This is a genomic window from Mesorhizobium sp. M0618 (assembly GCF_040320765.1).
Lineage (GTDB): Bacteria > Pseudomonadota > Alphaproteobacteria > Rhizobiales > Rhizobiaceae > Mesorhizobium.
Genome location: NZ_JAMYQH010000003.1, coordinates 192,574 through 213,126, shown reverse-complemented (window position 1 = coordinate 213,126; position 20,553 = coordinate 192,574). Strand labels below are relative to the sequence as shown.

The window sequence follows — 20,553 nt, the reverse complement described above, 5'->3', positions numbered from 1 at the left end:
GCGCTCGATGGACAGCTATCCTTGTTGGCAGCGTCCGGATTTGCCCGGACCGGTTGGCTAGATAGCCGCGGAAGCACAGCTTCCACTTTTGGAAGTCAAGCACCAACGCCGCGATTATGCAAGGTGAGGGCGAGGGTGTGGACTAAAAGAGTAGCCACGGTGAGGTCGGCCGAGGTGCCGGGGTTGATGTTGTCGGTCTTTAACCGGCGGTCGAACTCCATGAGCAGGCGAATGCGCGACGGTTCGTCGCCCTCCGCATGGAGCGCCGCCTGAACGGCAACGGCCTCCTGCCGCGCCTGATTTGCGACGTCAACGCCGTGCTTGCGCATCACATGGCTGTCGGGGAAGTCGGCGAAAAACGCCATGTAGACGAATACCGTCGGCCACATGCCGGTTTCTCCACGTGCCAACGCTCCATCCAGCGCCGCGAGCCCGACCCCGAACACGTCGCCGAAACAGCTGCCGTACTGGCGGGCGATCATGTCCCGGTCGGTGGCCTCCCGCATCGCGTCCAGCAAATGGATCTTCGGCTCCTGCCGCACATCGTTGGCGGCTTCTCCGAGGCCGCCTGGCGCGGCCGTGACGATCGCCTCGAACACCGCCTTGGTATCCTGCACGCTCAAAGCCCGAAGCAGCGAGTCGAGATTGTCCTGCAGTCTGTCACCGCTCATTTCGGCGGCGCATATCAGTGGCCCTGTCAGAAGGATGATTCCGAGATTGGTATTGGTTGCGACCGCCAGTCGGGTCGCGCGCACCGCCTCCAGCATGCGCTGTCCGACCGGCAGACGAGGATCGGTCAGCGGCCCGGAAGAAACCTCCGCACTCATCATGAATTGAGCGGCCGACATGCCGTGTCCGTCGGCGAACAGATGGACGTTGCCCGGTTTGAGGGCTTCGATCTCCATCCTGCAGGCATCCTTGTAGCTGGCCCGGAGGCGTTCACGCGATAGCGCCATCCTACGGGCCCTCACGAATTCGCAGGCGCGGCGAAACGGTAGGGCCGCGGCGCGGCGGCCGCTTCGGCGCGGTCGGCCAGGAGTTTCAGCAAGGCATCGGCGATTGCTTCGGCGATGTTCACGGCGACCACCGATTGCAATCCCGACCAGGCGGGCATGCTGTTCACTTCGAGTATGAACAGATTGCCGTCGTCAGCCCGCACGATGTCCACGCCGGCAAAATCCGCGCCGACCGCGGCTGACGCGGCGACAGCCAGCGAGGCCAGTTCCGCCTTGCCATGTTCGGAAACCTGTTCCGGCACGCCGCCCCTGTTGACGTTCGTGATCCAGTCGTCGCTGATGCGGCTCATCATCGCCACGGTCTCGCCGGCGCAGACAAAGACGCGAAAATCCCGGAAAGGCGGACCGGCACGCGACACATATTGCTGAAGGTAGTAGACGCTGTTCACCTCTTCTGCGGTCGGCAGGTCCGAGAGCGTGCGGATCAGCTTTATCCCGCGGCCTTGCGCGCCGAACAATGGTTTCAGCACCAGCGGTCCCCGCGGAAGCTCTTGCGCCGCGATCTCCTCGGCGACGGCAAGTCCTTCTACGGCAAAGGTGCGTGGCGTAGGCAGGCCGGCATTTTTCAGGAGGAATGTCGTCATCGACTTGTCGACGCAGCGCTCGATCGCCTGCGCGGAATTCCACACGGGAACCGACAGTCTGCTTAACGCGTGCAGCACGCCGAGGCGCCGGGTAATCGCTTCGAACGATCCGGCGGCGATCGAACGGACGAGCACGGCGTCGGGCAACGTGCCGCCGAAGCCAGGGATCGAAAGCCCGCTCGGGCTGCTGGTGTCGAATGCGATCGCCGCCAGCGGCACGGCTGCAACGGCGGCGCCTCGCCGACCAAGCCCTGCCGCCAGGCCGTTGGAGCCGGTGTCCACTTTGTCGCTGACGATCAGGATGCGAGGGATCATGTGGCCTCTCGGGTACGGGAATGTCGGCGGCGCGAGCGATTCCACGCCCCAATGGCCGCGTCCGCGATGGGGCTGCACGAAATGCAGTCGTCGGGCAGGCGAATGACGGACGAATCCCTTTGCACCGCCATCCTCTTAGCCGAGACTCCGTTCGAGCATCTTCAGATCACGCCGACCGGCGCGAAACGTATCGCCGGTTTCGATCGCTGTCACGATCACTTCGGCCGGGCTGAACAGCAGCGGGTCGATGGCATAGAAATCGCCCTTGAACCGCGCAAAGATCTCGGCGAAGGGTTGGCCATAGTCCCGTGAGGCGCTGCTTGGGAGTTTTTCGGCGAGTTTGCCAGCTTCTTTCGCCGATCCTTTCACGAAGAGCTGGACGCTGCCGCCATAGATGATGGCATCGTTGGTTCGGCCCATGGCGGTCAGGAAATCCGGATGGGGGGCGGGGATCGGAGCCGTTCCGATGCCATCGACAACGTTCTCCAGCGGGAATTTGAGATCGTTGATCTTGTGCAGGGCAACCTCGAGCGCGCGCGCAACGATCTGCACGCCGCCGGCAAGGCTTTGTGTCGGCGCATAGAGGAAGGTGAGCTTTTCCGTCGCCAATCCAGTTGCCTTGCCCACTTTCTCAACGATCGCGCGGGGAGGCGGTTCGGCCGTCTCCAGGATAAGCACCGCGGACGATGCGATGTCGCGATAGGAAAGTGTTTCGAACAGCGGTTCGACCCGGGCGAGCGCCCGCGCCGGCCCAGATCCCATGGCGAAATAGTCCTGGCCAGATAGATTCCAGCCCGCATATTGGCTGCCCAGGCAGGCTAGCACCGGCTGCGAAGATCGCGCTTCGACGGTGAACGGCCATTGCTGTGACGCACGATCCATGAACACCGAAACGCTGCCGAGACCGCCCATCGCAGCCTCAGCCATGCGCAGCCCGGCTTCGACGCTGCCGACGGTCTTGGCGCCGGCATCGATCAGGCGCTCGCCCAATGGCCCCGTGGAGACGACGATACGCAGGCGTTCGGCGTCGTCGATCATGCCGTCAACGATGCGCTGTGCATTGTCGTTCAGGAATGCCGAACCGTCTTTCATGTCCGGTCTCCTTCCCATTGGAGTTGCAATTGACTGACTTGTCCCTTGATAAGCCGCTTGGTCGATTGGACGCTCGGACCGCGCGCGAAGACCGTGCAGACAGGGTCGCCGGCAATCAGACGGGTGCCAGCCGACTGCTGGTCCGCTGTCCATTCAGGCCAGGCGATCGACGGAAAGTGAGTGATTGGCGTCGCGGCGTAAGTCACCATCGACGCCATCGAATCGACGAAGCGCGGCAAGCGGAAGACCTGACCCGTCGCGGCGCGCAGATGCGCTTCGATCAATGGCGCTTCGACATCGTCGAAAATGTCGAGGGTGGCGCCTGGCCTCGGATTGATCTCGATGAACTTGTAGCCATCCGGCCCGCGGATGAGATCGGCGCTGCACAATCCAACCAGGCCGGCGCGCCGCGTCAGACTTGAGAGCCAACCGCCGATGAGCGCCGCCTGTCTGCGATCGAAGCGTCTCAACCGCACGGCGCCGCCGTAGCGATAGGGCGCTGTCGGGGAGGGGGACGTCCATTGTTGGCTGAAGCCCACGACGTGCGCGGTTTGCCCGTTGCCGACGAACAGGGCCGAGATGCTGCGACCGGCAACTAAGCGCTGGAAGTAGCGGCCGGCGGTCGGGCTTTCTCCGGTTGCTCGTCTGACGTGCCCGCCACCGGCGCCGCCCGCGGTCTTGGCCACCCAGTTCTCCGGATCAGGCGGCTGGTCCCATCGCAATTGCGGATGCGGGATGCCAAGTTCGGCGCAATCATCAGCCAGCAACTGCGGATCCTTGATCCTGCGGATCGCGCCGCCGCCATTGCCTGCGAGCGGAAAGTGTCGCGCGATCTTGTCCACGGTCTCAGGCATCCGCTCAAACCCAGAGCCCAGGATAATGGCGACCGGGAGGTCGTCGCCAGCCAATCGCCGAAGCGTGTCGATGATGCGCTCGCCATCGACGCCCCCCTGCAGGTCGCCTGGCAATATCGTCGCGCGTTCTGCGAGCGCGACGGTGTCCGTATCGCAAAAGAAATCGGCGACCAGCGGACGATAGCCGGCGCGACGCGCGGCGGCGGCCAGCGCCCGGCCTGAAATTGCCGCGATCAAAAGAGATCCGGCGTTACTTGGCAATCTCGCGTGCAAGGGAAAACGCTTCCTGAAAATCGAGCGTGATCGTCTTTTCGGATTCGATCATTCTTTTGAAGAGACCGAATTCGACCTTATATTTGACATTGCCGATGGCAAGCGGACCAATGCCGACAGCTTTTGCCGTTTCGAGTGGATCACCATTGGCATTGACGGCCAATCCTTCGATGCCGGCCGGGGGAACAGCATTGACGTCGGCCGCAATAAGCAGGTCATTGCCTTTCAATTGGGCTTTGGAGACCACTTGGACGCCGGCTTTAGCGCAAGCCAGGATAATTTCGTTTGCCTCGACCAGCTTTGTCTTGCGGGCGTCGCTCGATCCGTCAGCGGCATCGACGATGATGTTGAATCTGCTTTCGATCTCGGCCGCGATCTGCTTGACCCTTTCGATGCCGTCATGGCCGACAAGTGTGACCCGTGCACCTTCCTCTGCCGCGATGACGGCGGTGCAGAAGCCGACGACGCCGGTGGCGCCGAAAACAGCCACCCTCGTATCTCTGAGCCCACGCTGGAATTTCTTCTCCAGCGCCTTTTCGACCTTGGCCACCATCGCCGCGGCCGTGGTGAACGAGCCGGCCGGATCGGCAAATACCGAAACCTGGAAAGGCGGCACCATCGCCTTCTTCGCGGCGTCGAACATGTCGAGCGCCAACGAGGCATCCTTCCCGGCGATGAAGATGCCGGTGTCGACACCCGCATCCGGCGGGCGCGAAAAGATCGCGTCCTGGACCAGTCCTGTCACTTCGGCGAGGCCTACATCGACATAGGGGACGACGGCGTCGAAACCTGCGTCGAGCGCCATATTCACGTCGAAGGGGCTCATCTGCTTCAACGGTGTCAGCATGTGCAGGATGTGTTTGCGGGCCATTTCTTGCCTTTCTGCCTGAAACGGGAGCGTCAGCTGCCGACGAGATTCAGCCTGGTTGAGCTGATCTTCGCGCCGGAGTTCCTGCCCTTGACGATCTTGATCTCAAGGCCGTCTCCACCTTTCGTCTTCCGAACCGCGTCGACGAACTTGAGTGCGGCGTCATGCGATGGCGCGAAGGCAAAGCCTGTCGGCCCCCAGGAACTCTGGCCGATGCCGACGGCGCCTGCGTCATTGAGACAGTGGGCCACCATCTCGACCCGCTTCGAGGTGAACACGCCGCCCTGCGCCGGGGCGAAATGGCTGCCGATCAGCATCTGTATCGCGGTGACGGCGGCGCCGAATGCCGGAAGGTCCCGCTCGACCAAAGCCGGCATAATGCCCATCAGTACCCTCCGGCAGATCTTCCCGCTGCCTGCCGTTGGGAATGGCGGCAGCGAGCGAAACGCAGCGACCTCGGCAGCGCCATGCAGCCCATGCCCGGAATGGTCGAGGATGAGGATGACGCGCCACTCTTCCGGAAACGGCAGCCGCGCGACGACCGGAGGCGTTCCGCCGCGGTCGTTCTTGCCGGCGTCGACTATGACGCCGCCGTCTTCGAAACTTGCGATGCCGATGCCGGATCGGCCGCCCCGCTCGAGCAGGCTGGCGTCGCCGACGATATCCAGAGGCAAATTATGGAGAGTGCGCAATGCCGAGGCGACGGCAAGGGCGATCTGCGTGCCGGACCCCAGACCCGCATGACTGGGGATCGACTGCTCGACCACCAGATGGTGCTGGCCGCGAATGCCGAGATGCTTGCAGAGCGTCGACAGATGCTCGCTGGCGCGGGTGCTCTCGGAGTCTTCGACGATGGTCTCGCCGGACCGCGACAGGGTGACGACGGTTTCGGGTTCGCTCAATGGAAGCCCGACGCTGCCGAACCGCCGTCCGGCATCGCCATTGAGATCAAGGAAGCCAAGGTGCAGGCGAGCGGGCACTCGTATGGTAACAGAATTCGACATCTGCCCCCCGATGGGTGCATCATGGATGCATCATGGAAGTTTAGGTGCCCGGTACCATGATAACTGTTTTCGTCGATGGGGCAAGCCAAAGAGAATGCATCACGTGTTTGCCGGCTCCGGCGCATAGACAGACCGAGCAATTCGCGGAGGTCGAGATGAACGAGACAGTCAAGCAAAAGGTCTATTCGGAAGCCGAGATCGCCGATCGGCTTGAGAAGGAGCTGCCGAAATGGCGTTACGAAAACGGCTGGATCCGGCGCAAATACAAGACCCACAGCTGGAAATCGACGCTCATGGTCATCAACACGGTTGGCCATCTCGCCGAGGCGGCGTGGCACCATCCCGATATCACCGCCTCCTATGCCTGGGTCGAGGTGCGCCTGACGAACCACGCGGCGAAAGGCATTACCGACAAGGATTTCGAGTTGGCGAAAAAGATCGAGGATGTTGTCCAGTGGCAGCCGGCCAAGGAAGGCGGGGCACTGGAAGGCACTCCGCTGACCGATCAACGCTTCGCTTACGTCAAATATGACTAGGCAGGGTCGGAATTTGTTGACGCGTATGAAAACATTCGCTGATCTGCTGCAAGGTGGGGTTCACGGCCAATCCAGTTTCGTCTAGGATCGGGCCGGCACCAGAAAGTAGTTTAGCGAATGGCGGTTGCTTGGATCGGCAACCGGGAAGCGCTGATTGAGCGCGCGGCTGCGCATGCCGCGTCGCTATTGTGGTCAAGTCGGTGCCCGGTTTTCAGCTTTGATACGGATATAGACGGCACCAGGGCGGCGATCGCGCTGGCCGAGCGGGCTGGCGCGGCATACGACCATGCCGATGGCGCGGCACTTGCCCGAGAGACCGCGCTTTTTACGGACAAGGGGGCAATGACCGTCGCCCCCGGTGAGACGCGCCGGCGTGCCGATGTCGTGGTGATCGTGGGCGAGCTCCCGCGGATCCATCATGGTCTTGTTGGCGAACTCGCTGGGACGGTTCCCGACCTCTCGACCGGGAACCAGCGCGAGTTCTTCGTGGTAGGCCCAAACGGGATGTCCGTGCCGCCGCTGAACGGCGGCCGCAAGGCAACGCAACTTTCCTGTGGCCAATCCAGCCTCGCCGCCACGCTGGCGGCACTGAGGGCACAGTACAAAGGGCAGCGTACATCGCAACCGGTGTCGAATTTCAATGATTTCGCCAAAGCTCTGGCGGCCGCGCATTTTCCCGTGTTCCTGTTTTCGGGCCATGCCGCCGAAGGCTTGGCATTGGAGATGCTGCAAGGACTGATCGCCGATCTCAATCGCAAATCGCGCGCATCCGGCCTTCATCTGCCGGCGAACGAAAACGGCTGGGGAAGCACGCTCGCCTCGGCCTGGATGACAGGTTTTCCGCTGCGCACCGGCTTTGCGCGCGGCTTCCCGGAATTCGATCCCTGGCGCTGCGATGTGGCGCGCATGATCGCTGCCGGCGAAGCCGACCTGCACCTGCGGATCTCCGCCGCGACGGCTCAACCGAAGGAAAAAAAGCGCCGCATCGCGCTGATTGCGTTGACGAAAACGCAAGAGCCGGTTGCCGGCGCCGCGGTCACCATCGCCATCGGCGAGGCTGGGGTCGATCACGATGCGGTTGTCTACTCCAGCCGCACGGGCTCGCTCAGGTCGATCGATGCGCAAGCGGCCTCGCAATTGCCCTCCGCCGCGACGATCATCCGCCTGATCGCTACCCATGCTTTCGCCGAGGCACTGCCATGCTGACGAAAATCGCCGGCGGCGACATCATTGATCCCGTCAACGGCCGTCTCGGCAAAGGCGACCTCTGGATCAAGGACGACAAGATCGTTCCGGCGCCGGCGGGAGGGGCGGCCGACCGGATCATCGAAGCCAGCGGCTGCATCGTGATGGCTGGCGCCATCGACATCCACTCCCACATTGGCGGCGGCAATGTGAACACCGCGCGGCTGCTCTTGCCCGAACAGCACGCCGCCCATCAGCCGCGGCCAGCAATGACGCCGCTCTCCAATGCCGGCTGGTCGACGTTCCAGACCGGCTGCCTCTACGCAAAGATGGGCTTTACGACGGTGGTCGAGCCGGCGATGTCGCCGGGAGCGGCGCTTCACACGCATCTCGAACTGGCTGACATCCCGATCATCGACAAAGCAACCCTCGCCATTCTCGGCAATGACGATTTCCTGTTGTCGATGATCCGCGACGACGCCCCCCGAACGATGATCGAGGACTATGTCGCCTGGACGGTCGCTTCGACGCGAGCGCTTGGGGTCAAGGTGATCAACGCCGGTGCGGCGGCCGCCTTCAAGGAGAACGTCCGCACCTTCTCGCTGGACGATGTCGTGCCTTCCTATGGCGTCAGTTCGCGCAAGATCGTCAAGACGCTGCAGGCCGCCGTCGACAGTCTTGGCCTGCCGCATCCCCTGCATGTCCATTGCAACAATCTGGGCAGCCCCGGATCGGCGGATACGGCGGCTGCGACGATTGCAGCGGCGGATGGGCTGCCGCTGCATCTCGCCCACCTCCAGTTCTATGGCTATGGCACGGAAGGAAAACGCGGGTTTTCTTCCGCCGCCGCACGGCTTGCCGAACTGGTCAACGCGACGCCGGAAGTCACCATCGATATCGGCCAGGTCATGTTCGGCCAGACGGTCACGGTCTCCTCCGACGTCATGCGGCAGTTTTCGGCGCGTGGCAGCGCGCACCCGAAAAAGACCGTCATTCATGACGGTGACGGCAATGGCGGCGGCATCGTGCCCTACAGCTATGGCAAGGACTTCTACGGCACGATGCAGTGGGCGATCGGGCTCGAGCTTTTTCTCCTGATCGACGATCCCTGGCGTGTGTTCTTCACCACCGATCATCCCAACGGTGCACCTTTTACCGCTTATCCGGCGCTGTTCGAACTGCTGATGAGCCGGGAAGCGCGCGCCGAAATGACCGCCGGACTTTCACGATCCGCTCTGGCGCTCTCTACCCTGGCCGCAATCGACCGCGAATACACGTTCGAGGAAATCGCCATCATGACGCGCGCGGCGCCAGCCAAGCTGCTCGGCTTGACGGACCGAGGCCATCTCGGCGCCGGCGCAACAGCAGACATCGCTATCTATCGCAGGGACCGCAGTATCGCGAAAATGCTCGGACGGGCGGCGTATGTTTTCAAGGATGGCGATCTCGTCGTGCAAGACGGGGAAATCATCCATTACCGCTGGGGCAAGGCATTGAGGCTCAAGCCGCCTGTCGACAAGGCAATGGTGCGACGGCTCGAGGACTATCACCAGCAGCGCTACGGCCTGTCGCTGGACTGGTTCAATTTTCCGGATTCCGCGATTGCGCGCGAACAGCCATTCGGCGAGGTGCCATGCCGAACATGAGCGTCAATGGGGTAACGATCGACGATACCTTCGCCGAAGCCTTCGGCATGCGCGCAACCGCCATCGTCATCACCGCGCCGAGCCGGAAATGGGCTCGCCAGGCGGCGATCACGATGACCGGCTTCGCCACCTCGGTGATCGGTTGCGGCTGCGAAGCGGCAATCGATCTCGACCTGCCGCCGTCGGCCACACCGGATGGCCGGCCGGGCTGCCGCGTCATGATTTTCGCGATGGGAACGGACGAATTGCAGAAACAATTGCTCAATCGTGTCGGCCAGTGCGTTTTGACCTCGCCGGGTTCCGCCTGCTTTGCCGGGCTGCAGGGCAGCGCCGAGCTCAAGCTCGGTTCGGCGCTGCGTTATTTCGGCGACGGCTGGCAAATCTCCAAGAAGATCGGCGACAGGCACTTTTGGCGTATTCCCGTCATGGATGGCGAGTTCCTGTGCGAAGCAACGACCGGACTGACGAAGGAAGCTGTCGGTGGCGGCAATTTCTTTGTCATGGCGCAAAGCAGCGCCAACGCTTTGGCCGCTGCCGAGGCCGCGGTCGCTGCGATCGGCATGGTGCCTGGCGCCATCGTGCCGTTTCCGGGCGGCATTGCCCGTTCGGGTTCCAAGATAGGTGGCAAATACAAAGGGATGATCGCCTCGGCCAACGAAGCCTATGCGCCGACGCTGCGCGGCGTCGTCGCGAGTGAACTCGGTCCCGACATCAACGCCGTCCTGGAAATCGTCATCGATGGTGAAACCAATGATGCAGTTGCCGCCGCGATGAAGGCCGGCATCAAGGCTGTCATAGAGCTCGGACCGAAAAGAGGCGCGGTTCGGATCAGCGCCGGCAATTACGGCGGCAAGCTCGGAAAATTCATCTACTCGCTGAAGGATATGCTGCCATGAAGGCGCTGACCTTCACCCTGGTTGCCGAGCCGCCGGAGCGCCTTGACCTGTCGCCGCTGACGCCGGAGCGGCTGGCCGGGATCGAAAGGCGCGACGTCGAAAGAATCCAGATCGGCATGTCGAAGCACGGATCGAAGGTGGGCGACATTTTTCGCGTCGCCGGCAGCGATCCGACAAGCATCGTGTTCGAAGGTGGAAGCGCGCGCCTTGACCTTGTGGCGCAAGGCATGCGGACCGGGTCGGTTCGCCTCGTTGGCAATGCCGGCGCCCAGGCCGGGCGCGCCATGCGCGGTGGCAAGCTCACGATCGAAGGCAATGCGGGTCCATACGCCGGCTCCGGCATGCGCGGCGGCAGGCTTGAGATAACGGGCAATGCCGGCGACCACCTCGGTGCGCCGCTCGTGGGGGAACTGGCCGGCATGAACGGCGGTGTGTTGATTGTCAGGGGCAAGGCGGGCGCCTTCGCGGCGGACCGCATGCGGCGCGGCCTGATCGCGGTGCTGAAAGGCTCCGGCGACCTTGCCGGCAGCCGCATGATCGCCGGCACGCTGGTGGTGGCCGGTGGCACCGGCGAGATGCCCGGCTATTTGATGCGTCGCGGTTCGATCCTTCTCGATCGCGCGCCGGCACGCATGTCGCCGAGCTTCGTCGAATGCGGCGCGCCCGAGAGCGTTTTCGCCGCCATCATCGATCGTCATCTGATCGCCGAGGGCATTTTGAAACGGCCGCTTCTGGGGAGCGCACGGCGCAAATATGGCGGGGATAACGCAGTGCTCGGAATGGGCGAGGTTCTTTTTCCGCGCTGAGATCCGTCGACACAAGAGCCATAGGATGGCAGGACGCAAGTGCTGCCGCTGGATGGCAGTAGGTGGCGACCGTCATCCGACCCGCAACGTGGAGAACACATGAAAATCATCTCTCAAACGAAAGCCCATGGCGGCGTGCAGGGCGTCTATTCCCATTTGTCGACGAGTTGCCGTTGCGACATGACTTTTGCCGTTTTCATACCTCCGCAGGCGCGGGAGGCGCCTTGTCCCGTTGTGTGGTATCTCTCAGGCCTGACGTGCACCCACGCCAATGTAATGGACAAGGGCGAGTACAGGCGCATGGCCGCCGAGCTTGGCCTGATCGTCGTTTGTCCCGACACCAGCCCGCGCGGGGCCGACATTCCGGATGAAAAAGACAACTGGCAGTTCGGCTCCGGCGCCGGCTTCTATCTCGATGCGACGCAAGAGCCTTATGCGAAGAATTATCGCATGTATTCCTATGTCACCGAGGAGTTGCCGGCCCTCATCGCGGCTGAATTTCCAGCCGATATGGCCCGCCAGGCTATCTCCGGCCATTCGATGGGCGGGCATGGCGCGCTGACGATTGCCTTGAAGAATCCGCAACGTTTCAAGAGCTGCTCGGCATTCGCCCCGATCGCCCAGCCAAGCACCGCCGGCTGGTCGAGACCGGCTTTTGAGAAGTATCTCGGCAATGATGAGGCCTCGTGGCGAACTTGCGACGCGACGTCGCTCATCGATGACGGATACCGTTTCCCCGAATTCTTGGTGGATCAGGGAACGTCGGATGGATTTCTTGACGACGGGCTCAGGCCTTGGCTGCTTGAAGCGGCCTGCAACAAAGCAGGTATTCCGCTAAAGCTGCGGATGCAGGATGGATATGATCACTCGTATCTTTTCATCTCCAGCTTTATGGACGACCATCTGAGATGGCATGGCGAGAGACTTTGAGCTGGGCAAGCCTAAGGCATGGGCAGATGCAAACAAGTTCTTGAATTCGAGCCTTTACGCCGAGGACGCCGCGCCTGCCGCCGTCAAACGCTACACGTTCAGCCCTGACGCCGCCCACGCGAAAGAACTGAAAGCAGTAGCCGACCTCAATGAGATCCCCGAGCCGCCCTGCGGCGAAATGCCTGACGGCATCCAGTATTTCGAGGTGCCCACGGGTGAGGGGCGCAAGGTGCTGTTCGTGCGGATAGGGTAGGACGAGCAGACGCTGGAGGTGTTGCCGTAGAGATAGCAGGCGGGATCAGAGCCTGATCCGATTGAGTGAATTGCCTTCTACGCCTCTACGTATTCCGCGAGGCTGACACCCTTGGGCACATCCAGCCCATCGGCTCGCAAACCTTCGATGTGAAAGCGTATTGCATCGCGAATCTCGGTTTCCACTTCAGGCACAGTGGCACCTGTCGCGATGCAGCCGGGTAGGTCCGGCACATAGGCAGAGAAATTACTTCCTGCTTTTTCAATCACCACCGCGTAACGCATGTCATCACTCCTTCAAACCTGACTGCTTGAGGATGCTGTTCAGTGTTCCCTGTGCAACCTCTTCAGACGGCTTGCCAGCCACGGTGACGCGGCCGGCTTTGACTTCATGCTTATATTGGCGATGGCTGCCCTTGGTTGCAACCAGATACCAGCCGTCGAACTGTAAGCCGAGGTGGCACTAGACCTCAGCTGCACCCGCTCGTGGAGCCGCACGTATCGCACTTCTCACAAGTCCCGTTCCGCACCATGGTGAAATTCTGGCACTCGGAGCAGGAATTGCCGGTGTAGCCCTGGAGCAGGGACTTGGCGCGGCGGTCGTTGGCGAGTTTCTTGGCTTCGGCCGCCTCGACGGCCGCGGCGTCGGTGAACAATCCCGCGGTGGCGTCGGATGCAGCCGCTTCCTCGAAGGCGATGTCCTCGGCCAGTTCCTTCGCCCGCTCCTCATAGTCGCGCTTGTAGGCGACCGCTTCGTCGCTGGCTGGCTTCAGCGCCAGCACGTTGGAGCCGGAGAAGGCGGTCGGTGCCGAGCGGGCAGGGGCGCCCGAGGGGGCTGCAAAGCCTTTCGGATCGTTGCCGCTGACGCGCGACACCAGCTTCACCGGCGAGGCGCCACGGGTCAGGCCCTTGGAGACCGCATCGGTCTTGCCTTCGCTGATGCCACGGCCAAGTGCGGTGTTGGAAAAGTCCGACTGGTCGACATGGGCGAGGTCGTTGCGGCCGAGATAGGAGATCGCCAGCTCGCGGAACACGTAGTCGAGGATCGACGTCGCGCTCTTGATGGCGTCATTGCCCTGCACCATGCCGGCCGGCTCGAACTTGGTGAAGGTGAAGGCATGCACATATTCGTCGAGTGGCACGCCATATTGCAGGCCCAGCGAAATGGCGATGGCGAAGTTGTTGAGAAGGCCGCGCAAGGTCGCGCCTTCCTTGTTCATGTCGATGAAGATCTCGCCGAGACGGCCATCGTCATATTCGCCGGTGCGCAGGAAAATGGTGTTGCCACCGATCTTGGCCTTCTGCGTGTAACCCTTGCGGCGTCCGGGCAGCTTTTCCTGCTCGCGCGACACGCGCTCGATGATGCGCTCGACGATCCGCTCGGTGATCTGTGCGGCACGTGCTGCCGCAGGTGCGGCGAGCAGCTGCTCGACGGCATCATCCTCGTCATCCTCGCCATCGGCGAGCAGCGAGGAGTTCAGCGGCTGCGACAGCTTCGAGCCGTCGCGGTAGAGCGCGTTGGCCTTCAGCGCCAGCTTCCACGACAGCATGTAGGCGCCCTTGGCGTCTTCCACCGTCGCATCGTTGGGCATGTTGATGGTCTTGGAGATGGCGCCGGAAATGAAGGGCTGTGCAGCCGCCATCATCTGGATGTGGCTGTTGATCGAAAGCGAGCGCTTGCCGATCTTGCCGCACGGGCTGGCGCAATCGAACACCGCCAGGTGTTCGGCCTTGAGGAACGGTGCGCCTTCCAGCGTCATCGCACCACAGACATGGATGTTGGCGGCCTCGATGTCTTTGCGGGAGAAGCCGAGCGCCGGCAGGATCTCGAACGAGAAGTCGTTGAGCTGCTCGTCGGTGAACCCGAACGTCTCCTTCACCCAGTCGGCGCCGAGCGTCCACTGGTTGAAGACGAACTTGATGTCGAAGGCCGATTTCAAGGCTGCGTTGAGCGCGGCGATCTTGTCGTCGGTGAAGCCCTTGGCCTTGAGCGCGCCGGGGTTGATGGCGGGCGCCTGGTTGAGGTTGCCGTGGCCAACCGCATAGGCCTCCATCTCCGCGATCTGGGCTTCGGAGTAGCCGAGCGTGCGCAGCGCTTCCGGCACGGCGCGGTTGATGATTTTGAAATAGCCGCCGCCGGCCAGTTTCTTGAACTTCACCAGCGCGAAGTCGGGCTCGATGCCGGTGGTGTCGCAATCCATGACCAGACCGATCGTGCCGGTCGGCGCAATCACGGTCGCCTGCGCGTTGCGGTAGCCATGCTCCTCGCCGAGTTCGATGGCGCGGTCCCAGGCGGCCTTAGCGTGGGTAGCAAGGTCCTGCTGCTTCAGGTCGGAAGCGACCAGCGGCACCGGATTGACGGCGAGCTTCTCGTAGCCCTGCTTCTCGCCATAGGCGGCACGGCGATGGTTGCGCATGACGCGCAGCATGTTCTGCGCATTGCGGTCGTAGTCGGCGAAGGCGCCGAGCTCGCCGGCCATCTCGGCCGAGGTGGCATAGGCCATGCCGGTCATGATCGCGGTGAGTGCGGCGCAGATCGCGCGGCCTTCATCGGAGTCGTAGGGAATGCCCGACGTCATCAGCAGGCCGCCGATATTGGCATAGCCGAGGCCGAGCGTGCGGTATTCGTAGGACTGCTTGGCGATCTCCTTCGACGGGAACTGCGCCATCATGACCGAGATTTCGAGAACGATGGTCCACAGCCGCACCGTGTGCTCATAGGCAGCGATGTCGATGGTGCCGTCGGCGTTGCGGTAGGGCAGCAGATTGATCGAGGCGAGGTTGCAGGCCGTGTCGTCGAGGAACATGTACTCCGAGCACGGGTTGGACGCCCGGATCGCACCAGCGGAAGCGCAGGTGTGCCAGTCGTTCATCGTGGTGTTGAAATGCAGGCCCGGATCGGCCGACGCCCAGGCGGCGTAACCGATCTTTTCCCAGAGATCCCTGGCCTTCAGCGTTTTCATCACCTTGCCGTCCTTGCGGGCGGTCAGGTGCCAGTCGGCATCGTCCTCGACGGCGCGCAGGAAATTGTCCTTCAGCGACACCGAATTGTTGGAGTTCTGGCCCGAAACCGTGAGGTAGGCATCCGAATCCCAGTCGGTGTCGTAGGTCTTGAACGACATCGAGCTATAGCCCTGCTTGGCGAACTGGATGACGCGGTAGATGTAGTTCTCCGGCACGGCCGACTTCTTGGCCGCCTTGATCTCGCGCTTCAGCGCGGAGTTGATCGACGGGTCGAAGCAGTCGTCGCCATTGCCTTCGCAGTTGACGCAGGCCTTCATGATCGCTTCGAGATGCTTCTTGACGATCTTCGAGCCGGTCACCAGCGAGGCGACCTTCTGCTCTTCATTCACCTTCCAGTCGATGAATTCCTCGATATCGGGGTGGTCGGCGTCGACGATGACCATTTTGGCGGCGCGGCGCGTGGTGCCGCCCGACTTGATGGCACCCGCCGCACGGTCGCCGATCTTGAGGAAGCTCATCAGGCCCGACGAGCGGCCGCCGCCCGACAGCTTTTCGCCTTCACCGCGCAGCAGCGAGAAGTTGGAGCCGGTGCCGGAGCCGTATTTGAACAGGCGCGCTTCACGCACCCACAGATCCATGATGCCGCCCTCGTTGACGAGGTCGTCCTGTACGCCCTGGATGAAGCAGGCATGCGGCTGCGGATGCTCGTAGGAGGATTTCGACTTGGTCAGCTTGCCGGTGAACGGGTCGACATAGAAGTGGCCCTGGCTCGGGCCGTCAATGCCATAGGCCCAGTGCAGGCCGGTGTTGAACCATTGCGGCGAGTTCGGCGCGACGCGCTGGGTGGCCAGCATGTAGGCAAGCTCGTCGCGGAAGGCGCGCGCGTCTTCCTCCGACCCCTTGAAGTAGCCGCCTTTCCAGCCCCAGTAAGTCCAGGTGCCGGCAAGCCGGTCGAAGACCTGGCGGGCGTCGATCTCGGAACCGTAGCGCTCGGCTTCCGGCAGCTTCGCCAGTTCCGCCTCATCGGCGACGGAGCGCCACAGGAAGGAGGGGACGTCGTTCTCCTCGATCTTCTTAAGGCGTGCGGGGACACCGGCCTTGCGGAAATATTTCTGCGCCAGGATATCGGCTGCAACCTGGGAGAACTGCGCCGGCACGTCGATATTGTCCAAGCGGAACACCACCGAACCATCCGGATTCTTGATCTCCGAAAGCGCCTTGCGGAATTCGATCTCCGCATAGGCAGATTGTCCTGGCTTGGTGAAACGACGCTCGATGCGCATTGGTCCGGTCCCTTTTGTCTATATATAGCGCTTTTCCCAAGGGATTTCCGCCCCCGATGCGAAACGCGCATGTCCGCCGTCTGCCGGGCGTTCGAAACGACCGGCTCTCCATTTTCGCGGTCTCCGCCGGCCCTGCTGGTCAAACTCCTTGCGAAGTATCTGTCCAACGCGCCGACGAACCCGCGGGTCCCTCAAAACTGATTTTTTCCGATTCCCTCGAACCTACCTGCAAACACTAAATATAGTATTAACAGACAATTTATTCAAGCCCGACAATTGTCCCTATCGTCCCCAACCGCCCCACAATCCCAACGCTTCCGCCGGCCTCGTAAACAGGCGGAAATGCGAGCAAAAACGCACATAGTCCGGGAAAAAAGACCGGGCTCAGAACTTTCCGGTCGCACTCTCAACAGGAGCACATGGCCTATAAAAGGCGACTCGTTTTGCGCCGTCAAGGATTCGTTTGCGTAGCTTTTGTGACCCCAACATCTTGTGTGTCACATATGTGGATAACGGGGATAGAATGCAGGCGCGGATCACGATTTTCCGCGCGCAAGCTTGCCTGGGCGTCAGCCGTAATGCAGCCGGGGTTTTGGCTCGGTGCCGGTGAACTGCACCCCGATACGGTCGTTGCGTCGCCAGCGGACCTCGCAACGATAGGCAATGCCGTCGAGCGGCACATAGAGAAGGAAGCGATCTGGGACCCGGGCTTCGAGCGGTATCTTCAGTTCGGCGCCGCCGTCGTGCTGATTGCGCAGCGTGCAGCCCACTTCCGAATTCGAAATTCCGGTGATGATCGACCCGCCCTTGAGCACGCGCGGACGACGCTCGCGCTGGGGCTCGTCGGACTCGTTTGGAATTGGATTTGCGGGATTCGCCATCGATCAAAAATACCAGAGCTGCCGAATCCTATCCTTGATTCCTTAGCAAAGCATTCATGTCGATACGCGCCAACGCATGTCCAGCCCTTGCAAGCCAGTCCCGTTTTGCAAAGAGCGCGGTGTGGCCGCCCGTCAGGAGAAGCTGTGCGGGTCGGCGCAGAAATAGGCGATGATCTGGCAAAGGTCGGGTTCGTTGACCATGCGCACCGCTTCGCTTGCGCGGACCCATTTGCGGGTGCGTGAGTGTTTTTCCTTCCAGCGGTCCGCGACTTTGTCGACATGCAGCGGAAACACCAGGACCTCGCACGGCACTTCTTCGCCGGAAGCCAGTACCTTGGCGTAGAAGTAACGGCCGGCTTCAAGATGAGAGACACGGCCGCGCAGCCCGGCCTCCTCGCCGGCTTCGCGCGCCGCGGCCTCGCAGAGCGGCTCCCTGGCCTCCGGCCAGCCCTTGGGCAAAACCCAACGGCCGGTATCGCGGCTGGTGATCAGCATGATTTCGACGCCGTCTCCCGTGTCGCGCCAAGGCAGGGCGGCAACCTGCAGGCGGCACGGCGCCGTGCCGAAGAGCCGTCGGACCCTTTCGGCCAGATGATTGTGTGTCGTTGGCCTCGTCAACATCGAAGAAGCTAGCCCCAGCCTCCGGAATCGTTTGCCGTCTCACGAATCTTACGGCTAATTGTCGGCAATAAAAGTAAAAAATTTCATTCGCCTGGCCGATTTCCGCCGATAGACGTCGATTTCACAAAATATCCGGCCCTGCCGGACCTGTTTGCGAAAGCAAATCATGCCCAGTGCAAGCTGCCGGTCTGTAACAGGCAGGTAGTTCCGAATCAGCCGGCGTGGTCGTCGGCGATCGGCTTCTGGTAGGTGAAGCCCATGTCCCACGGGAAATAGATCCAGGTGTCCTGGCTGACTTCAGTGACGAAAGTATCGACCAGCGGCCTGCCTTTCGGCTTGGCATAGACGGTGGCGAAATGCGCCTTGGGCATCATCGCGCGCACGATGCCCGCCGTCTTGCCGGTGTCGGTCAGGTCGTCGATGATCAGCACGCCGGCGCCGTCTTCGTCGAGCAGGGCAGGGGTGATCTCCTTGAGGACCTGCAACTGCCCCTGGCTGGTATAGTCGTGATAGGAGGCGACGCAGACCGTCTCGATGACGCGGATGCCGAGTTCACGCGAGATGATCGCCGCGGGCACCAGCCCGCCTCGCGTGATGCAGACGATCGCTTTCCATTGTCCCTTGTTGGCGCCGGAAAGCCGCCAGGCGAGCGCCCGGGCGTCGCGATGGAACTGGTCCCAGGAGACCGGAAAGGCTTTTTCGGGAAGGGACATGTCGCGCACTCCACAGCACGCGGGGATCGCGCGCAGGAAAACAGGGGAATGCGCGCGGAATTAGCTGGAAAGCCCCCATCTTGGCAAGAGCAAGGGCCTTGGCAAAGGCAAGGACCAGCGATCGGTGTGGACCTACCGCGACAGGAAGGCTGCCACCGGCGCGGTGCGCAGCACGCTGCGCGTCACGCCGCCGAACAGAAGCTGACGCAGCCATGAGTGGCTGTAGGCACCAAGCACCAGCAGATCGGCGCCGGTTTCCGCGATCCTGGTCTGGATGATGTCATCGACCGAACTGCCGCCCGACTGCTGCACCGAGACGCTGACGGTGGCGCCGTGGCGCGACAGCGCCGACGCGATTTCGGCGCCGGCGGCCTCCGGGCTGTCGTCGAGCGTTTCAGGAGGGTCGATAACCAATATGTCGGTCTTCTCGGCTGCGATGATGAAGGGCAGCGCGTCAAAGGCGGCGCGCGCCGCTTCCTTGCTGCCGTTCCAGGCGAGCAAGACGCGTTTGAAGGTGGTGATCAGCGGACCCTCGTGCGGCACCACCAGCACCGGCCGGCCGGCATCATAGACCAGCGTGTCTACGTCCGCGCTGGAATCTCCGCCCGTTTCGCGCTGCGCCGCTATGATCAGGTCGGCGGCCCGCACGCTCGAAATCCCGGTCAGCGCGCTGTCACCCGAAAAGCTTTCCAGGCTTCGCCACTCGAAGGAAAGACCGGAATCCTCGATATGCCTGAGAAACAGCGTCCTCAACTTCTCGGCCCGTTCCCGGTTCATGTCTGCCGAAACCTGCAGGAATTCGGTGTCGGGAAAGCCTGTGGCGGAGGTGTAGGGCACGGGAAGCGTTTCGGCGTGGATGCCGACCAGATGGCTCTGAAACCGGGTGGCGAGCGGAATGGCGCAGTCGAGCACGCGCTCGGCGTCCTGCTCGTTCTGCAGAATGGCGACGATGGTTTTGAATCGCATGACAATCCCTCGGTTTACGAGCTGGCGAACTCGTGCCGGGGAAACGTTGCAGCGTCGCGCTTTGTTCCGGCCTGGACCAGATCAGCCGGGATTGCTGGCGAAGCCGGCGACCATCGCCTCGACATCGGCGCGGGCGGCGTCCAGCGCCTCCTGGCTGCGGGCACGCACGACCAGTTCGGTCCAGAACTTGCCGTCGCCATATTTCGGGTAGGAGCCGATGATCGTATCGGGATTCGCTTTCTGGATATCGCCCAGCGGCCCGCCGATGAGGCCTTCGCCGAACGGGCAGGGCACGGTCGCCGACAGCATCTTCGTGCCGGCCTTCAGCGTCGGCACGACATTGTCGAGCATGGCCTGGAAAATCGATGGCACACCGGCCATGACGTGGACGTTGCCGATGCGGAAGCCAGGCGCGACCGACACCGGATTGTCGATGAGATCGGCGCCGCGCGGCATCCGTGCCATGCGCTTGCGGGCCTGCGTGTATTCGATGCCGCGCGCGGCATAGCTTGCTTCCAGCATCGCATAGGCCCGGGCATCGTACTCGCAAGGCACGCCAAAAGCCTTGGACATGGAATCGGCCGTAATGTCGTCATGCGTCGGACCGATGCCGCCGGTGGTGAACACATAGGTGTAACGACTGCGCACGGCATTCACCGCTGCGATGATCTCGTCTTCCTCGTCAGGGACGATGCGCACTTCCTTCAGGTCGATGCCGATCGCCGTCATGATGTCGGCGAGATGGCCGATGTTCTTGTCCTTGGTGCGGCCGGACAGAATCTCATCGCCGATGACGAGCATGGCGGCGGTCACGATTTCAGGCATGGAAGGCTCCGGCAAGGCGAGTGGCCTGGGAAGGCGAGTGGTC

20 protein-coding genes and 1 pseudogene are annotated in these 20,553 nt (G+C 62.3%); 7 read left to right on the top strand and 14 right to left on the bottom strand.

The features are described from left to right. Nucleotides 1-95: 95 nt before the first annotated feature. The 6 genes from NKJ04_RS05090 to NKJ04_RS05065 all read right to left on the bottom strand — a co-directional run bounded on the left by NKJ04_RS05090 (nucleotide 96) and on the right by NKJ04_RS05065 (nucleotide 6,006). Nucleotides 96-956, bottom strand: a complete 861-nt coding sequence (locus tag NKJ04_RS05090; RefSeq protein WP_352552643.1) for a triphosphoribosyl-dephospho-CoA synthase — start codon at nucleotides 954-956, stop codon at nucleotides 96-98. Nucleotides 957-967: 11 nt separating this feature from the next. Then, nucleotides 968-1,915: an ATP-grasp domain-containing protein gene (locus NKJ04_RS05085; RefSeq protein WP_352673769.1), complete on the bottom strand. Its 948-nt coding sequence runs from the start codon at nucleotides 1,913-1,915 to the stop codon at nucleotides 968-970. 135 nt (nucleotides 1,916-2,050) lie between these two features. After that, entirely contained in the window at nucleotides 2,051-3,007 is a 957-nt protein-coding gene (gene mch, locus NKJ04_RS05080) for a methenyltetrahydromethanopterin cyclohydrolase (RefSeq protein WP_128303331.1), read from the bottom strand. Beyond that, nucleotides 3,004-4,098: an ATP-grasp domain-containing protein gene (locus tag NKJ04_RS05075; protein ID WP_352673767.1), complete on the bottom strand. Its 1,095-nt coding sequence runs from the start codon at nucleotides 4,096-4,098 to the stop codon at nucleotides 3,004-3,006. Before NKJ04_RS05075 ends, mch begins: the two co-directional genes overlap by 4 nt. Nucleotides 4,099-4,111: 13 nt before the next feature. Beyond that, a complete protein-coding gene (locus NKJ04_RS05070; RefSeq protein ID WP_352673765.1) occupies nucleotides 4,112-5,005 on the bottom strand; it encodes an NAD(P)-dependent methylenetetrahydromethanopterin dehydrogenase in 894 nt (297 codons plus the stop codon). 29 nt (nucleotides 5,006-5,034) lie between these two features. Beyond that, nucleotides 5,035-6,006, bottom strand: coding sequence for a beta-ribofuranosylaminobenzene 5'-phosphate synthase family protein (locus tag NKJ04_RS05065; RefSeq protein WP_352673763.1), 972 nt, complete (start codon nucleotides 6,004-6,006; stop codon nucleotides 5,035-5,037). A gap of 155 nt (nucleotides 6,007-6,161) precedes the next feature. Here NKJ04_RS05065 and NKJ04_RS05060 point away from each other — a divergent pair, with 155 nt between their 5' ends. The 7 genes from NKJ04_RS05060 to NKJ04_RS05030 all read left to right on the top strand — a co-directional run bounded on the left by NKJ04_RS05060 (nucleotide 6,162) and on the right by NKJ04_RS05030 (nucleotide 12,258). Beyond that, on the top strand, nucleotides 6,162-6,542 hold the full coding sequence (locus NKJ04_RS05060) for a 4a-hydroxytetrahydrobiopterin dehydratase (protein WP_352673761.1): 381 nt from the start codon (nucleotides 6,162-6,164) through the stop codon (nucleotides 6,540-6,542). Between the two features lie 117 nt (nucleotides 6,543-6,659). Then, nucleotides 6,660-7,748, top strand: a complete 1,089-nt coding sequence (locus NKJ04_RS05055; RefSeq protein WP_352673759.1) for a tungsten formylmethanofuran dehydrogenase — start codon at nucleotides 6,660-6,662, stop codon at nucleotides 7,746-7,748. Continuing rightward, the gene (locus tag NKJ04_RS05050; protein ID WP_352673758.1) at nucleotides 7,742-9,373 is read left to right on the top strand and encodes a formylmethanofuran dehydrogenase subunit A; all 1,632 of its coding nucleotides are present in this window, start codon (nucleotides 7,742-7,744) and stop codon (nucleotides 9,371-9,373) included. The genes NKJ04_RS05055 and NKJ04_RS05050 overlap by 7 nt, the downstream gene beginning before the upstream one ends. After that, nucleotides 9,361-10,269, top strand: coding sequence for a formylmethanofuran--tetrahydromethanopterin N-formyltransferase (gene fhcD, locus NKJ04_RS05045; protein WP_352673756.1), 909 nt, complete (start codon nucleotides 9,361-9,363; stop codon nucleotides 10,267-10,269). The genes NKJ04_RS05050 and fhcD overlap by 13 nt, the downstream gene beginning before the upstream one ends. Next, complete coding sequence (locus tag NKJ04_RS05040) at nucleotides 10,266-11,075, top strand: formylmethanofuran dehydrogenase subunit C (protein ID WP_352673754.1); 810 nt, start codon at nucleotides 10,266-10,268, stop codon at nucleotides 11,073-11,075. Before fhcD ends, NKJ04_RS05040 begins: the two co-directional genes overlap by 4 nt. A gap of 99 nt (nucleotides 11,076-11,174) precedes the next feature. After that, nucleotides 11,175-12,005, top strand: coding sequence for an S-formylglutathione hydrolase (gene fghA, locus NKJ04_RS05035; RefSeq protein ID WP_352673752.1), 831 nt, complete (start codon nucleotides 11,175-11,177; stop codon nucleotides 12,003-12,005). Further along, entirely contained in the window at nucleotides 11,989-12,258 is a 270-nt protein-coding gene (locus NKJ04_RS05030) for a hypothetical protein (protein WP_352673750.1), read from the top strand. The genes fghA and NKJ04_RS05030 overlap by 17 nt, the downstream gene beginning before the upstream one ends. A gap of 77 nt (nucleotides 12,259-12,335) precedes the next feature. Here the strand turns inward: NKJ04_RS05030 and NKJ04_RS05025 are convergent, their stop codons facing one another. The 8 genes and pseudogenes from NKJ04_RS05025 to NKJ04_RS04990 form a co-directional block, all read right to left on the bottom strand. Then, nucleotides 12,336-12,542 carry a type II toxin-antitoxin system HicB family antitoxin gene (locus tag NKJ04_RS05025; protein ID WP_127293307.1) on the bottom strand — a complete coding sequence of 69 codons (207 nt, stop codon included), beginning with the start codon at nucleotides 12,540-12,542 and terminating at the stop codon, nucleotides 12,336-12,338. 4 nt (nucleotides 12,543-12,546) lie between these two features. After that, nucleotides 12,547-12,708 (bottom strand): annotated as a pseudogene (locus tag NKJ04_RS05020) (type II toxin-antitoxin system HicA family toxin); the annotation flags it as partial. Nucleotides 12,709-12,727: 19 nt separating this feature from the next. Next, a complete protein-coding gene (locus tag NKJ04_RS05015; protein WP_352673748.1) occupies nucleotides 12,728-16,504 on the bottom strand; it encodes a vitamin B12-dependent ribonucleotide reductase in 3,777 nt (1,258 codons plus the stop codon). 569 nt (nucleotides 16,505-17,073) lie between these two features. Next, nucleotides 17,074-17,385 (bottom strand): PilZ domain-containing protein, encoded by a 312-nt coding sequence (locus tag NKJ04_RS05010; RefSeq protein WP_023810434.1) that lies wholly within the window; start codon nucleotides 17,383-17,385, stop codon nucleotides 17,074-17,076. Nucleotides 17,386-17,517: 132 nt separating this feature from the next. Next, nucleotides 17,518-18,006, bottom strand: coding sequence for an NUDIX hydrolase (locus tag NKJ04_RS05005; RefSeq protein WP_023810435.1), 489 nt, complete (start codon nucleotides 18,004-18,006; stop codon nucleotides 17,518-17,520). Nucleotides 18,007-18,218: 212 nt separating this feature from the next. Then, entirely contained in the window at nucleotides 18,219-18,719 is a 501-nt protein-coding gene (gpt, locus tag NKJ04_RS05000; RefSeq protein ID WP_352610636.1) for a xanthine phosphoribosyltransferase, read from the bottom strand. A 132-nt stretch (nucleotides 18,720-18,851) separates the two neighbouring features. Then, the gene (locus NKJ04_RS04995; RefSeq protein WP_352610638.1) at nucleotides 18,852-19,685 is read right to left on the bottom strand and encodes a universal stress protein; all 834 of its coding nucleotides are present in this window, start codon (nucleotides 19,683-19,685) and stop codon (nucleotides 18,852-18,854) included. An 81-nt stretch (nucleotides 19,686-19,766) separates the two neighbouring features. After that, complete coding sequence (locus tag NKJ04_RS04990) at nucleotides 19,767-20,510, bottom strand: competence/damage-inducible protein A (RefSeq protein WP_352673747.1); 744 nt, start codon at nucleotides 20,508-20,510, stop codon at nucleotides 19,767-19,769. Nucleotides 20,511-20,553: the final 43 nt, after the last annotated feature.

Coding starts and splice junctions, on each gene's coding strand:
- NKJ04_RS05090 (WP_352552643.1), bottom strand. CDS start 956: ATGGCGCTATCGCGTGAACGCCTCCGGGCCAGCTACAAGGATGCCTGC.
- NKJ04_RS05085 (WP_352673769.1), bottom strand. CDS start 1,915: ATGATCCCTCGCATCCTGATCGTCAGCGACAAAGTGGACACCGGCTCC.
- mch (WP_128303331.1), bottom strand. CDS start 3,007: ATGAAAGACGGTTCGGCATTCCTGAACGACAATGCACAGCGCATCGTT.
- NKJ04_RS05070 (WP_352673765.1), bottom strand. CDS start 5,005: ATGGCCCGCAAACACATCCTGCACATGCTGACACCGTTGAAGCAGATG.
- NKJ04_RS05065 (WP_352673763.1), bottom strand. CDS start 6,006: ATGTCGAATTCTGTTACCATACGAGTGCCCGCTCGCCTGCACCTTGGC.
- NKJ04_RS05060 (WP_352673761.1), top strand. CDS start 6,162: ATGAACGAGACAGTCAAGCAAAAGGTCTATTCGGAAGCCGAGATCGCC.
- NKJ04_RS05055 (WP_352673759.1), top strand. CDS start 6,660: ATGGCGGTTGCTTGGATCGGCAACCGGGAAGCGCTGATTGAGCGCGCG.
- NKJ04_RS05050 (WP_352673758.1), top strand. CDS start 7,742: ATGCTGACGAAAATCGCCGGCGGCGACATCATTGATCCCGTCAACGGC.
- fhcD (WP_352673756.1), top strand. CDS start 9,361: ATGCCGAACATGAGCGTCAATGGGGTAACGATCGACGATACCTTCGCC.
- NKJ04_RS05040 (WP_352673754.1), top strand. CDS start 10,266: ATGAAGGCGCTGACCTTCACCCTGGTTGCCGAGCCGCCGGAGCGCCTT.
- fghA (WP_352673752.1), top strand. CDS start 11,175: ATGAAAATCATCTCTCAAACGAAAGCCCATGGCGGCGTGCAGGGCGTC.
- NKJ04_RS05030 (WP_352673750.1), top strand. CDS start 11,989: ATGGCGAGAGACTTTGAGCTGGGCAAGCCTAAGGCATGGGCAGATGCA.
- NKJ04_RS05025 (WP_127293307.1), bottom strand. CDS start 12,542: ATGCGTTACGCGGTGGTGATTGAAAAAGCAGGAAGTAATTTCTCTGCC.
- NKJ04_RS05015 (WP_352673748.1), bottom strand. CDS start 16,504: ATGCGCATCGAGCGTCGTTTCACCAAGCCAGGACAATCTGCCTATGCG.
- NKJ04_RS05010 (WP_023810434.1), bottom strand. CDS start 17,385: ATGGCGAATCCCGCAAATCCAATTCCAAACGAGTCCGACGAGCCCCAG.
- NKJ04_RS05005 (WP_023810435.1), bottom strand. CDS start 18,006: ATGTTGACGAGGCCAACGACACACAATCATCTGGCCGAAAGGGTCCGA.
- gpt (WP_352610636.1), bottom strand. CDS start 18,719: ATGTCCCTTCCCGAAAAAGCCTTTCCGGTCTCCTGGGACCAGTTCCAT.
- NKJ04_RS04995 (WP_352610638.1), bottom strand. CDS start 19,685: ATGCGATTCAAAACCATCGTCGCCATTCTGCAGAACGAGCAGGACGCC.
- NKJ04_RS04990 (WP_352673747.1), bottom strand. CDS start 20,510: ATGCCTGAAATCGTGACCGCCGCCATGCTCGTCATCGGCGATGAGATT.